This is a genomic window from Streptomyces sp. NPDC026246, from assembly GCF_055567995.1.
The window spans coordinates 430,694-444,495 of record NZ_JBVHPJ010000007.1; the positions used below are offsets into that span (position 1 = coordinate 430,694).

The 13,802-nt window shown below is 71.8% G+C and carries 11 protein-coding genes; 6 read left to right on the top strand and 5 right to left on the bottom strand.

Annotated elements, in window-relative coordinates; all coding sequences use genetic code 11:
* Positions 1–5: 5 nt before the first annotated feature.
* The gene (locus tag ACZ4M5_RS20485) at positions 6–401 is read left to right on the top strand and encodes a DUF742 domain-containing protein (protein WP_369198625.1); all 396 of its coding nucleotides are present in this window, start codon (positions 6–8) and stop codon (positions 399–401) included.
* A 90-nt stretch (positions 402–491) separates the two neighbouring features.
* Positions 492–1,097: a GTP-binding protein gene (locus ACZ4M5_RS20490; RefSeq protein ID WP_467738714.1), complete on the top strand. Its 606-nt coding sequence runs from the start codon at positions 492–494 to the stop codon at positions 1,095–1,097.
* 71 nt (positions 1,098–1,168) lie between these two features.
* Here the strand turns inward: ACZ4M5_RS20490 and glpK are convergent, their stop codons facing one another.
* Positions 1,169–2,689, bottom strand: a complete 1,521-nt coding sequence (gene glpK, locus ACZ4M5_RS20495) for a glycerol kinase GlpK (RefSeq protein ID WP_467738716.1) — start codon at positions 2,687–2,689, stop codon at positions 1,169–1,171.
* Between the two features lie 19 nt (positions 2,690–2,708).
* Positions 2,709–3,506: an MIP/aquaporin family protein gene (locus ACZ4M5_RS20500; RefSeq protein WP_467738718.1), complete on the bottom strand. Its 798-nt coding sequence runs from the start codon at positions 3,504–3,506 to the stop codon at positions 2,709–2,711.
* Between the two features lie 640 nt (positions 3,507–4,146).
* Here ACZ4M5_RS20500 and ACZ4M5_RS20505 point away from each other — a divergent pair.
* On the top strand, positions 4,147–4,956 hold the full coding sequence (locus ACZ4M5_RS20505; RefSeq protein WP_467738720.1) for a M15 family metallopeptidase: 810 nt from the start codon (positions 4,147–4,149) through the stop codon (positions 4,954–4,956).
* A gap of 47 nt (positions 4,957–5,003) precedes the next feature.
* Positions 5,004–5,537 (top strand): NUDIX domain-containing protein, encoded by a 534-nt coding sequence (locus tag ACZ4M5_RS20510; RefSeq protein WP_467738722.1) that lies wholly within the window; start codon positions 5,004–5,006, stop codon positions 5,535–5,537.
* Here ACZ4M5_RS20510 and ACZ4M5_RS20515 read toward each other — a convergent pair.
* Positions 5,531–7,906 carry a glycoside hydrolase family 31 protein gene (locus tag ACZ4M5_RS20515; protein WP_467738724.1) on the bottom strand — a complete coding sequence of 792 codons (2,376 nt, stop codon included), beginning with the start codon at positions 7,904–7,906 and terminating at the stop codon, positions 5,531–5,533. The genes ACZ4M5_RS20510 and ACZ4M5_RS20515 overlap by 7 nt on opposite strands.
* 211 nt (positions 7,907–8,117) lie before the next feature.
* Between ACZ4M5_RS20515 and ACZ4M5_RS20520 the strand changes: the two genes are divergently transcribed.
* Complete coding sequence (locus ACZ4M5_RS20520) at positions 8,118–10,085, top strand: acetoacetate--CoA ligase (RefSeq protein ID WP_467738726.1); 1,968 nt, start codon at positions 8,118–8,120, stop codon at positions 10,083–10,085.
* Between the two features lie 124 nt (positions 10,086–10,209).
* On the top strand, positions 10,210–11,103 hold the full coding sequence (locus ACZ4M5_RS20525; RefSeq protein ID WP_467738728.1) for a hypothetical protein: 894 nt from the start codon (positions 10,210–10,212) through the stop codon (positions 11,101–11,103).
* Between the two features lie 87 nt (positions 11,104–11,190).
* On the opposite strand, the gene ptsP is transcribed toward ACZ4M5_RS20525, so the two are convergent.
* Positions 11,191–12,861: a phosphoenolpyruvate--protein phosphotransferase gene (ptsP, locus tag ACZ4M5_RS20530; protein ID WP_467738730.1), complete on the bottom strand. Its 1,671-nt coding sequence runs from the start codon at positions 12,859–12,861 to the stop codon at positions 11,191–11,193.
* 82 nt (positions 12,862–12,943) lie between these two features.
* Positions 12,944–13,393 (bottom strand): PTS sugar transporter subunit IIA, encoded by a 450-nt coding sequence (locus ACZ4M5_RS20535; RefSeq protein ID WP_467738732.1) that lies wholly within the window; start codon positions 13,391–13,393, stop codon positions 12,944–12,946.
* Between the last annotated feature and the right edge of the window lie 409 nt (positions 13,394–13,802).

The window sequence follows — 13,802 nt, forward strand, 5'->3', positions numbered from 1 at the left end:
ATGACATGAGCGCTGACGGTCAGGGAAGAAACCACTGGTTCGACGACGAGGCCGGTCCGGTCGTCCGCCCCTACGCCATGACCCGCGGCCGCACCAGCAGCCAGGGCCAGCACCGGCTGGACCTGATCGCGGTCGTGGTCGCGGAACCGCAGGCGGACGACCCGGAAGCCGACCACATGCTCTCCCCGGAGCATGTGGACATCGTCGAACTGTGCCGTGAGGACCCCCAGTCGGTCGCCGAACTCGCCGCGGAACTCGACCTGCCGATCGGGGTCGTACGGGTCCTCGTCGGAGACCTCGTGGACGCGGAGTTCGTCCACGTGAACCGGCCCGTGCCCCCGGCCGAGCTGCCGGACGAGAGCATCCTGCGCGACGTGATCAGCGGCCTGCGGGCCCTGTGAGCACGCGGCGGCCGCAGACCGCCGTCGACACCGCGGACGGCGGCCGTCAGGACCGCCGTCCGACCCCCCATCGAGCTGGAGAGAAGACCGATGATCTTCGGGCGTTCTGAGCGCGGCAAGCCGCCGGTCGAGCCCGTCACGCTCAAGATCCTGGTGGCCGGCGGATTCGGCGTGGGCAAGACCACGCTCGTCGGCGCGGTGAGCGAGATCCGACCGCTGCGCACCGAGGAACTGCTCACCGAGGCCGGGCGTCCCGTGGACGACGTCAGCGGCGTGGAGGACAAGCACACCACGACCGTGGCCATGGACTTCGGCCGCATCACCCTCCGCGAGGACCTCGTGCTGTACCTCTTCGGCACGCCCGGCCAGGAGCGGTTCTGGTTCATGTGGGACGAGCTGTCCGAGGGCGCCCTGGGCGCCGTCGTCCTGGCCGACACCCGCCGCCTGGAGGACTGCTTCGCCGCGGTCGACTACTTCGAACGGCGCTCGATCCCGTTCGTCGTCGGCGTCAACTGTTTCCAGGGCGCCCCTCGCTACCCGGTCGAGGACGTCCGCCGGGCCCTCGACCTCGACGACGACGTACCGCTCCTGATGTGCGACGCCCGCGACCGGGAGTCGGTCAAGGAGACGCTCGTCGGCGTCGTCCAGCACGCCATGGCCCAGGCCGCCGAGCACCGCCGCGCGGTCACCACCTGACGGTCCGGCCCGGGAGACCCGCCCGGGCCGGACCGCTCACAGGGGCGGACGGCCAGGCCACGCGCGCGTGGCTAGTCGTCCTCACTCTCCTCCCAGCCGAAGCTCTTCTCCACGGCCTTGCGCCAGTTGTGGTACTCGCGGTCCCGCACGGACGCCTCCATCGACGGCGTCCACTCGACGTCCTTCTGCCAGTGCGCCTTCAGCTCGTCCAGGTCGTTCCACACGCCCGTGGCCAGACCGGCCGCGTACGCGGCGCCCAGGCAGGTCGTCTCGGAGACCTTGGGCCGCACCACCGGCACGTCCAGCACGTCCGCCTGGTGCTGCATCAGCAGGTTGTTCTTCGTCATGCCGCCGTCGACCTTCAGGGTGGTGATCTGCACCCCGGAGTCCTGGTACATGGCGTCCACGACCTCGCGCGTCTGCCAGCTCGTGGCCTCCAGCACCGCCCGCGCCAAGTGCGCCTTGGTGACGTACCGGGTCAGCCCGGTGACGACGCCCCGCGCGTCGGAACGCCAGTACGGCGCGAACAGCCCGGAGAACGCCGGAACGATGTACGCCCCGCCGTTGTCCTCCACACTGGCCGCGAGGGGCTCGATCTCGTCGGCGGTGCGGATGATGCCGAGCTGGTCGCGGAACCACTGCACCAGCGCGCCCGTGATGGCGATCGACCCCTCCAGGCAGTACACCGGCGCCTCGTTGCCGATCTTGTACCCCATGGTCGTCAGCAGGCCGCTCTTCGACGGCACCGGGCGGTTGCCCGTGTTCAGCAGCAGGAAGCTGCCCGTGCCGTAGGTGTTCTTCGCCGTGCCCACGTCGTAGCAGGCCTGGCCGAAGACCGCGGCCTGCTGGTCGCCGAGGGCGGAGGCCACCGGCACGCCGGACAGCTGGCCGACGGCGGTCCCGTACACCTCGGCGGAGGAGCGGATCTCCGGCAGCATGGCCTCCGGGATGTTCATCGCCGAGAGGATCGAGGAGTCCCACTGCAGGGTCTCCAGGTTCATCAGCATGGTGCGGCCGGCGTTGGTCACGTCGGTGACGTGCTGCCCGCCGTCCGTGCCGCCGGTGAGGTTCCAGATCAGCCACGAGTCCATCGTCCCGAAGGCGATCTCCCCGCGTTCGGCCCGTGCCCGCAGGTCGGGCACGTTCTCCAGCAGCCAGGCCGCCTTGGGCCCGGAGAAGTAGGTCGCCAGCGGCAGTCCCGTCTGCTCGCGGAAACGGTCCTGCCCGTCGGAGCCGCCCAGCTGCCGGCACAGCGCCGCCGTCCGGGTGTCCTGCCAGACGATGGCGTTGTGCACCGGCTTTCCCGTGGTGCGGTCCCACAGCAGTGTCGTCTCGCGCTGGTTGGTGATGCCCATGGCGCTCAACTGCTCGGCCCGCAGCCCGGCCTTGGCCAGCGCCCCGGCCACGACCGCCTGCGTCTTGGACCAGATCTCGGTGGCGTCGTGCTCCACCCAGCCCGGTTTGGGGAAGATCTGCCGGTGCTCGCGCTGGTCCACGGCGACGATGGCGCCTGCCTCGTCGAAGACGATGCAGCGGCTCGACGTGGTGCCCTGGTCGATGGCGGCGACGTACTTCGCGGCGTTGTCCGTCATGGCTACCTCTCGGGCTGGTTCAGAAGGCTGCGTTGTAGATGACGCCACCCAGCAGTCCGCCGATCAGCGGGCCGACGACCGGGATCCACGAGTAGCCCCAGTCGGACGTGCCCTTGTTCGGGATCGGCAGGATGGTGTGGATGATGCGGGGGCCCAGGTCGCGCGCCGGGTTGATGGCGTAGCCGGTGGGACCACCCAGGGAGAGGCCGATGCCGACGACCAGGAAGGCGACCAGCATGATCGCGATGCCGGACCCGTAGATGCCCTCGGACTGGCCGACGATCTGTCCGATGCCGATGCCCTCGACGTGCCGGTTGCTGCCCACCAGGGCGAGCAGCGGCAGTACCAGGGCGATCGTCGCGAGGATCTCGGTGATCAGGTTGGCCACCGGGTTACGGATCTCGGGGATCGTGGAGAAGATGCCGAGCGTCGGGACGGGTTCGTCGACCGTTCCCTCGGTGGTGCCGCCCTTGCGCGTGTTCGCCTGGAACTGCGCGAAGTACACCAGGTAGGCCAGGACGGCTCCGAGCATGGCCCCGGCCATCTGTCCCAGGATGTAGATCCAGACCTTGTCCCACACCCCGGTGTCCACGGCGAGGCCCAGGGTGACGGCGGGATTCAGGTGTCCGCCGGAGAGCGGGGCGGCGGTGTACGCGCCGGCCAGCACGGCGAAACCCCAGCCGAACGCGATCACGATCCACCCGGATGCCCGGGCCTTCGAGAACCTGAGGGTGACGGCGGCGCACACGCCGGCGCCGAACAGGATGAGGATCGCCGTACCGATCAACTCGCCGAAGAAGATGTCTCCGTTACTCATGGCGGCTCCTAGGCCGTGACCCGGGACGGACGCCCCGGGCCTCACGTGCAGGGTGCGTTTCCCATGACTACTTCCGCCGGAGGCAGGGGGTCCCGCGCCCCGCCCGGCATCCGTGACGAGCGTGCCGTCGCAGCCGAACCGCCCGTGGGGGAAGGGGCCTTGGCGCTGGCGCACCACACGCCGCCGTGCCGGATTGCGCCGCCTGTGGACGCCGATGTCGACTGACACCGGAAGTGTTCACCGGCACCCGAAGGGCGTCAAGGTCGCCGACCGCAACGGTGACGGCCGACCGACGGCCACCGGGCGCCTGCCGGGCCGAGCGGCCGGTCGTCGGCCTGGGCGGTGCCCGGTCGGGTCGTTGTTCAGGTCTGTTCGCAGGTCGCGCTGATCGCGGGTGTCGGGGTCCGCACGGCCCTGGCTGGACCGGCGGCTCTGCGGTATCCGGCCACGGCCGAGCGTCGCCGCTGGCGACTCCCTGCCCCACCGACTCGTCGCTTGCTCAGGTCCAGGATCCACCTGACCAGGAGGTTTCTCAACCGCAGGAGGCAGGGCGGCACGAAAGCGGGTTCGGCGCCCGCGGCCGGCCGTTTCCGGGCTCGTCCTTCCCACCGCCCGCCGACCCCTGGTAGACGCAAGGGCCATGACACGACTCACCACCGTGGCGCGCGCCCTGATCACCGCCGTCGCGGCGCTGCTGACGGCCACCGCCGCCACCGCCCCCGCCCAGGCCCGGCCCGCACCCCGGGCGCCGAAGGACTTCGTCGCCCTCCGCAGCGTGGATCCGACCATCCTCCAGGAGATGCGCTACGTCACCGCGCACAACTTCGTGGGCGAACCCATCGACGGCTACCGCCGGCCCCTGTGCATCCTCACCCGGCCCGCCGCCGAGGCCCTCCACCAGGCCCAGCGCAAGCTCCTGCGTCAGGGCTACACCCTGAAGGTCTACGACTGCTACCGGCCGCAGCGCGCGGTCGACCACTTCGTCCGCTGGGCCGAGGACCTCGACGACGAGGCCATGAAGGGCGAGTTCTACCCGAACGTCGACAAGACCCGGCTGTTCGCCGACGGCTACATCGCGGAGAAGTCCGGCCACAGCCGCGGATCGACCCTCGACGTCACCCTCGTCCGCCTGCCCGCGCAGCCGACCCGGCCCTACCACCCCGGCGAACCCCTCGTCCCGTGTTTCGCACCCCAGCGCGAGCGGTTCCCCGACAACTCGGTCGACATGGGCACCGGCTTCGACTGCTTCGACACCCTCTCGCACACCCTCGACCCGCGGATCCAGGGCGCCCAACGCGCCAACCGGCTGCTGCTGAAGTCCACCCTGGAAGGCCTCGGCTTCGTGAACCTGGCAGAGGAGTGGTGGCACTACACCTTCAAGCCCGAGCCGTACCCCGACACCTACTTCGACTTCCCCGTGTCCAGGAGGTCGCTCTCCGGCCCCCGTTGAGCCGCCCGCCCGCAACGCCCTCCCCGTGATCGGCTACAGTCCGCCGCGTGTCCGAAACTCATCACTCCGTTCCCAACTCCGCGCCGGACTCCCACTGTTCGAGCTGCGGCACGCCCTACGGAGAGGGCGTCTCCGGCTGGCCCCGCACCTGCCCGGCGTGCGGGGCCGTCGCCTACCGCAATCCGCTCCCCGTGGCAGTGGCCCTCCAGCCCGTGTACGACACCCAGGGCACCGCTCTGGTCGTCATCACCCGGACCGTCGCCCCCGCGCGCGGGGGCATCGCCCTGCCCGGCGGGTTCGTCGACCACCGGGAGGACTGGCGGCACGCCGTCGTCCGCGAGCTCAAGGAGGAGACCGGCATCGACGCAGCCGGCCGTGACGTACGGCTCGCCGACGCCATGAGCTCACCCGACGGGCACCTGCTGCTGTTCGGTCTCCTCCCCGAACGCCCGGCGGAGGGACTGCCGGTCTCCACCGCCACGGACGAGACGGAGGGCTGGCACCTCCTGCGCAGGCCGCAGGAACTGGCCTTCCCGCTGCACACGCTGGCGGTACGCGCCTGGTTCGAGGGCCGCTACTGACCTCGCCGGTCCCCGGCCCCGCGCACCCGCACGGGGAAGGGCGGCTCACCCCCGCCCTCCCCGCCCTGCCACTCGACGACCACCCGCGGGCCCACCCACCGCGTGGTGCAGCGCTGGATCTCCGGCTCGTCCCACCCGTCGCCCCCGTCCGGCACGACCAGCCCGCCGCCGGTGCGTCCCCTCGCGGGCGCCCACACCTCCAGTTCCAGCCCCCCGGCCTCCCCGCGCACCGGCAGCACGGCACCCGCGCGCGCCAGGACCGGGATCCGGGACAGCGGCGCGTCGACGAGCACCCGCCCCGGCCCGTCGTACGCCTCCTCGGTCACCACGTCGTACCAGCGCCCGCGCGGCAGCTGCACGGCGCGTCGGTCCGTACCCGGCTCCAGCACCGGAGCCACTAGCAGACAGTCGCCCAGCAGGAAGGCGTCGCCGCAGTCCCGCAGGACCCGCTCCTCCGGCGCGCCCCACCACAGAGGCCGCACATAGGGCGCCCCGGTCCGCCGGGCCAGATGCGCCAGCGTCACGAAGTACGGCAGCAGCCGGCGTCGTTCCAGCAGCGCCCCGCGCGCGTGCTCCAGCACCTCGGGACCGAACTCCCACGGCTCCCGCCGCCCCGCCCGCGCACTCGCGCGGGTGCGGAACAGCGGCAGGAAGGCACTCAGCTGGAACCATCGCAGATACAGCTCGGGCGACGGCTCCCCGTCGGATCCGCCGATGTCCGGGCCCGAGTACGGCACACCGCACAGCCCCAGCCCCAGCACCAGCGCCAGGGAAGCGCGCAGTCCGGGCCAGCCGGTGGCCACGTCCCCCGACCACGCCCCGCCGTAGCGCTGCATCCCCGCCCACCCGGACCGGGAGAACAGGAACGGCCGCTCGTCGGGTGCCAGCCCCAGCAGCGCCTCGAAACCGGCCCTGGCCATGCACAGGGCGTACACGTTGTGCGCCTCGCGGTGGTCGCCGCCGCGCCCCTCCAGGGAGTGCCGCGCCGACCGCGGCAGGGTGCTCTCCCCGAAGGCGGTGAACGAGGTCGGCTCGTTCATGCCGTGCCAGAAGCCCGAGAACCCCTGGGCGAGCCGTTCCTCGTACAGGGCGCCCCACCACGCACGCACGCGCGCGTGCGTGAAGTCCGGGAACACCGCCTCCCCGGCCCACGCCACACCCTCCACCACCGCACCGGCCGCGTCCCGTACGAACACGTCCCCGGCCGCGCCCGCGTCGTACACGGCGTCGCCGGGCTGCGCCCGCACGGCCGGATCGACGATCGACACCAGCCGGACGCCGTCCCGGCGCAGTTCCTCGGCCAGCACCGGCAGCTTCGGGAAGCGGTCCGGGTCGACGGTGAACACCTGGTGGGCGTCCAGGTGATCGTTGTCCAGGTGCACGGCGTCCAGCGGCAGCCCGCGCTCCAGATAGCCCGCGACGACCCGCCGCACCTCCTCCTCGCTGCCGAACCCCCGCCCCGCGTGATGATGGCCCAGTGCCCACGCCGGCGGCAGCGCGGGCGCCCCCGTGAGCGCCGCCCAGGCGAGCAGCACGCGCGCGGGGGTGCCCACCATGACCCAGCAGCGCAACGGACCGCCCTGCACGCGCAGCTCACTCGCCCCGGCCCGGTCGTGCCCGGACCCCGCGCCCTCCTCGCCCTCCCGCAGGGTGACCGTGCCGTCCCACGAGTTGTCGTGGAACACCAGATGCGACCCGCCGTCGGCCACGACCAGCTGCACCGGCATCGTCAGGTACAGCGGATCGTCGGCCGGCGTGAACGGCCGGCCCGGATCGGTGTTCCACAACCGGTACCTCCCGTCCGGGAGCCGAGGACCCGAGGCGCGCCCGCCGAGCCCGAAGAACCGGGCGTCGGCGGTCACCTCCGACCGCTGCGCCCACCGCGCGGGACCACCGCCGACCGGTTCCCACCAGCGCGGCGGCAGATCACGCCGCAGCAGCACGCCACCGGGCGTCTGCACCTCCACCGCCCCGTGCCGCGAGACCACGACCGTCACCCGCTCCGCCACCACTCGCCAGCCGCCGTCGGTGTCCGGCTCCAGCACCGCCCGCGGATCCGGCTGCGGGCACCGCCCGGCCAACGCGTACGACGGCTCCGGCCCCGCCCCGTCCCAGCCGAGGAAGACGGCCCCGTTGACCGCCACCAGGACCCGCAGCTCCGACCGGGCGAACCGGACGACACCGCCCCCGGGACCCGGCTCCACGTCCCGCACGGTCCCGGGCACCCGGGCCCGCTCCGCCCCCCGCGGCGGCAGCCCGGTGGCATCGACGCGCCGCCTGCGCCACGCTGCCCGTACGGTACGCACACCCTGCGCCGCCCCCACCGAAGCCACCGCTCTCACCGAACGCACCAGGTCACGACCGTTCATGCTGCTCACCCTGCCACTGACGGCCCCGCACGGGCGTGTCGTTCAACTGCCGTTCACCCGTGCCAAGACCACATCTTCACGACACGGACTATGTGGGGCGCACCCTGGTGTCGAAGTCGATCACATGGCATTGTCCGTGCCAGCCGCTCACGCGCACACCCCAGCCCGTGCGCGGAGGACGCACACGACGCGCACAGTCCGGGAGCCGACCATGTCGACCGCAAGTCCCCAGCCGCTCTGGCAGCCCGACCCCGAGCGCATCGCCCGGGCACGGATCACCAGGTTCCAGACCTGGGCCGCCGAACACCACGGAGCCCCCGCCGACGGCGGCTACGCGGCCCTGCAGCGCTGGTCCGTGGACGAACTGGACACCTTCTGGAAAGCCGTCACGGAGTGGTTCGACGTCCGCTTCTCGACGCCCTACGCGCGCGTGCTGGGCGACCGCACGATGCCCGGCGCCCAGTGGTTCCCCGGGGCCACCCTCAACTACGCCGAACACGCCCTGCGCGCCGCCGGCACCCGCGCGGACGAACCGGCCCTGCTGCACGTCGACGAGACCCACGAACCGCGCCCCGTGACCTGGGCGGAGCTGCGACGCCAGGTCGGCTCCCTCGCCGCCGAGCTGCGCGCCCTCGGCGTGCGCCCGGGGGACCGCGTCAGCGGCTACCTCCCCAACATCCCGCAGGCCGTGGTCGCCCTGCTGGCCACGGCGGCCGTCGGCGGCGTGTGGACCTCCTGCGCGCCCGACTTCGGCGCCCGCAGCGTCCTCGACCGCTTCCAGCAGGTCGAACCCGTCGTCCTGTTCACCGTCGACGGCTACCGCTACGGCGGCAAGGAACACGACCGGCGCGAGACCGTCGCCGAACTGCGCGGCGAACTGCCCACCCTCCGGGCCGTCGTCCACATCCCGCTCCTGGGCACCGAGGCTCCCGAGGGCGCCCTCGACTGGTCCGCCCTCACCTCCGCCGACACGGACCCCGTCTTCGAGCAGGTCCCCTTCGACCACCCCCTGTGGGTGCTCTACTCCTCCGGCACCACCGGCCTGCCCAAGGCCATCGTCCAGTCCCAGGGCGGCATCCTCGTCGAGCACCTCAAGCAACTCGGCCTGCACTGCGACCTCGGCCCCGAGGACCGCTTCTTCTGGTACACCTCGACCGGCTGGATGATGTGGAACTTCCTCGTCTCCGGCCTGCTCACCGGCACCACGATCGTCCTGTACGACGGCAGCCCCGGCTACCCGGACACCGGCGCCCAGTGGCGCATCGCCGAACGCACCGGCGCCACCCTGTACGGCACCTCGGCCGCCTACGTCATGGCCTGCCGCAAGGCCGGCGTCCACCCCGCACGCGACTTCGACCTCTCCACCGTCCAGTGCGTCGCCACCACCGGCTCGCCCCTGCCCCCCGACGGCTTCCGCTGGCTCCACGACGAGGTCCGGGCCGACCTGTGGATCGCCTCCGTCAGCGGCGGCACCGACGTCTGCTCCTGCTTCGCCGGAGCCGTCCCCACCCTCCCGGTGCACGTCGGCGAGCTCCAGGCCCCCTGCCTCGGCACCGACCTGCAGTCCTGGGACCCCAGCGGCAACCCCCTCACCGACGAGGTCGGCGAGCTGGTGGTCACCAACCCCATGCCGTCCATGCCGATCCACTTCTGGAACGACCCCGACGGCAGCCGCTACCACGACAGCTACTTCGACACCTACCCCGGCGTGTGGCGCCACGGCGACTGGATCACCGTCACCTCACGCGGCTCCGTCGTCATCCACGGCCGCTCCGACTCCACGCTGAACCGCCAGGGCGTCCGCATGGGCTCCGCCGACATCTACGAAGCCGTGGAACGCCTCCCCGAGATCAGGGAATCCCTCGTCATCGGCATCGAGCAGCCCGACGGCGGCTACTGGATGCCCTTGTTCGTCCACCTGGCTCCCGGAGCAGTCCTCGACGAGGCCCTGCTGAACCGCATCAAGCAGACCATCCGCGAGCAACTGTCCCCACGCCACGTCCCCGACGAGATCATCGAGGTGCCGGGCGTCCCGCACACCCTCACCGGCAAACGCATCGAGGTCCCCGTCAAGCGCCTCCTCCAGGGCACCCCGCTGGAGAAGGCCGTCAACCCGGGCTCCATCGACAACCTCGACCTCCTCGGCTTCTACGAGGACATCGCCCGCAAGCGCGCCTGAACCCGCACGCAGCCCCCGCCCCCGCGGATGCCCCGGTCACCCACCGACCGGGGCATCCGCCGCTCACTGTCAGTGCCGCCGGTTACTGTGAGTGAGCATTGATCGACATGCAACAGGGGGAACCATGGCGCACACCGACATCCGAACCATGCGACGCGTCCTGCGCCGCGAGATCGCCGGCACCATCGGCCTGCTGACCGACGAACACGACTTCCGCGCCATGCGGCGCTACCGCACCTTCACCTTCGACGACCACGCGGCCTACCTCAAACAGGTCGAAAGCCTGCTCAGGTCCCGCGCCCGGCAGGGCGGCCACACCACCGTCGCCCTCTTCGACCCCGAGGAATACGCCGAGTTCTGCACGCGCCAGGGCCTGGACCCCGACCACCCGTCGAGCCGCACCCGCTTCACGGCCCGGCTCGCCGTCACCGGCCCCACCCTCCCGTACGAGGGCCAGCCACTGGCCGACCTGCTCGCCTCCCTCGTCGACGAGGGAATCCGGCAGGCCACCTGGGAGTACGCCACGACCCTCCTCGCCCGCCTCGGCGCCTGCACGGCCTGCGGCGAGGACATCGGACGCGCCGCCTTCACCCGCGCCTCGGACCTGCTGGCCCGTATCCTCGACACGGCCCCCGACGGCGACCGCCACCTGGTCTGCAGCGTCACGGGACCGCCCGAAACCCTCGTCGCGGCCCTGCACGCCACCCAGGACGGCGGCTCCCTCGCACTGGACGAGACCGAAGCGCTCGAATTCACCACCGTCCTGGCCCTCGGCCTGGCCACCGAGAGCCCCGGCGGCCTCGTCCTGCGCACCACCGCACCGCACAAGCCCGACCGCGTCTACGGCTGGCGCCTGCGCGACCACGGCCTGCGCCCCCTCACCGCCGGCGAGGTCTTCGACGCCTACTGCACCGACATGGAGTCCGGGGACCTCATCGCGCCGGAATCCAACGTCGACTACTGCGCCCCGCCCGATCTCGGCGGCGACGACGAACCCACCCACGAACACCGGCACTGAACCCTCCGGCCATCCACCGGCACGCAAAAGGGGCGCCCCGCCTCGGCGGAGCGCCCCTCCCGGCCGGTCCGGCGGACCGGCCCCGGCCTACTCGCCGGACAGCACCGCCTGAGCCGCGCTGCGCGCGTCCTCCGCGCTGTCCGTCGCCCGGGCCGCGGCGGCCGCCCGCTCGCACTGGGCCAGCGTGTACTTCGCCAGCGTCGCCCGCACGTACGGGATCGACGCCGCGCCCATCGAGAGGGAGGTGACGCCCAGCCCGGTCAGCACGCAGGCGAGCAGCGGATCCGAAGCCGCCTCACCGCACACCCCGCAGCTCTTGCCCTCGGCCTTGGCCGCCTCGGCCGACAGTGCCACCAGGTCGAGCAACGCGGGCTGCCACGGGTCCTGCAGACGCGAGACCGCACCGACCTGACGGTCGGCGGCGAAGGTGTACTGCGCCAGGTCGTTCGTCCCCAGCGACAGGAACTCGACCTCCTGCAGGATCGAACGGGCGCGCAGCGCCGCCGACGGAATCTCGACCATCGCACCGAACTTCGCCCGCAGACCGGCTTCCCGGCACGCCTGCGCGAACGCCCTGGCGTCCGCACGGTCCGCCACCATCGGAGCCATGACCTCGAGGTATACCGGCAGCCCTTCCGCCGCCCGGGCGAGCGCGGTCAGCTGCGTCCGCAGCACCTCCGGGTGATCGAGCAGCGTCCGCAGACCCCGCACCCCGAGGGCCGGGTTCGGCTCGTCCGACGGCGTCAGGAAGTCCAGCGGCTTGTCCGCACCCGCGTCCAGCACGCGCACCACGACACGCCCCTCGGGGAACGCCTCCAGCACCTGCCGGTACGCGGCGACCTGCTTCTCCTCGGTCGGCGCCTGCTTGCTGTCGTCCAGGAAGAGGAACTCGGTGCGGAACAGACCGACACCCTCGGCCCCGGCCTCGACCGCGGCCTCGACGTCCGAAGGACCACCGACGTTGGCCAGCAGCGGCACCTTGTGGCCGTCCGCGGTGGCACCGGGACCCGTCGACGCCGCCAGCGCCGCCTTCCGCTCGGCGGCGGCCGCCTCGAGCTGTGCCTTCTTGTCCTCGCTCGGGTTGACGAAGACCTCGCCGGTGCTGCCGTCCACCGCGATCATCGTGCCCTCGGCCAGCTCACCGGCACCGGGCAGCGCCACCACGGCGGGCACACCGAGCGCCCGGGCCAGGATCGCGCTGTGACTGGTGGGACCGCCCTCCTCGGTGACGAAGCCCAGCACCAGCGTCGGGTCGAGCAGCGCGGTGTCTGCGGGCGCCAGGTCACGGGCCACCAGGACATAGGGCTCGTCGCTGTCCGGCACACCCGGCATCGGCACGCCGAGCAGCCGCGCGACGATACGGTTCCGCACGTCGTCCAGGTCGGCCACACGACCGGCGAGGTACTCACCGGCACCGGCCAGCAGCTCGCGGTACGAGGCGAACGCGTCGTACACCCCGCGCTCGGCCGTGCTGCCCACGGCGATCCGCCGCTCCACATCGGCCATCAGCTCGGGGTCCTGCGCCATCATCGCCTGCGCCTCGAGCACGGCCTGGGCCTCGCCCCCGGCCAGATTGCCCCGCGCCATCAGGTCGGCCGCCACCGCCTCCACGGCCTTGCGGGCGCGCCCCTGTTCGCGCTCCGCCTCGTCGGCCGGGATCTGCTTCGCGGGCGGCTCCAGCACCGCCGTTCCCATGTGCCGAACCTCGCCGATCGCCACTCCGTGGCTGACACCGACGCCTCGCAGCGTTGTCTCCATCTCACCCGTCTCCGCTAGTGCGGCGGCTTCCCGCCCCCGCGTTGGTTGTCGTACCCGCCGTCCCGGGACGGCCCTGCTGACGTCAGTTCCAGAGGAAGAGACTGTCGCCGGCCTTCACATCGCCGTCCTCGCGAAGATCGGAGAGCGCCTCGGCCGTGGCCTCCAGGGCGACGACCGGACAGATGGGGGACTTGCCGGCGGCCTCGACGGCGGCCGGGTCCCAGCGCACGACGGCCTGACCACGCCGGACCGTGTCGCCCTTGTTCACGAGGAGCTCGAAACCCTGCCCATTGAGCTGCACGGTGTCGATGCCGAGGTGGGTGAGCACACCGTGGCCGCTCTCGTCGACGACGACGAAGGCGTGCGGATGCAGGGAGACGATGACGCCGTCCACGGGGGAGATCGCCTCGGAGGGCTCACGCACGGGGTCGATCGCGGTGCCCGGGCCGACCATGGCCCCGGAGAAGACGGGATCCGGCACGGCAGCCAGTCCGATGGCGCGTCCGGCGAGCGGGGACGTCACGGTGGTCATGGGAAGCCTCCCAGGGGTGGAGATCGGTATGGCCGTCCCTGTAGGTACCGGACGGCACACTGTTCAGCAGCGTATGTCACCTGAAGTGCCCGTTCCGTGCGGGCACTCCGAAGTGGTCTAGACCATACCCCAAAGGGATTTGCATGCGCTCCGCGGCCGCGTGTACAGTCGTACTCCTGCTCAGGGCTGAACGACGCGTCTTCGCGCACAGTCTGGCAGCGACCAAGCTGATCAGATTCCCACTTCGGATCATCTTCTGCATGCCTGCAGAACGGTGGTCAGGGGGCCGGAAAAACACTGATAGAGTTTGGAACACCGAAGGGAAGCGCCCGGAGGAAAGCCCGAGAGGGTGAGTACAAAGGAAGCGACCGTTCCTTGAGAACTCAACAGCGTGCCAAAAGTCAACGCC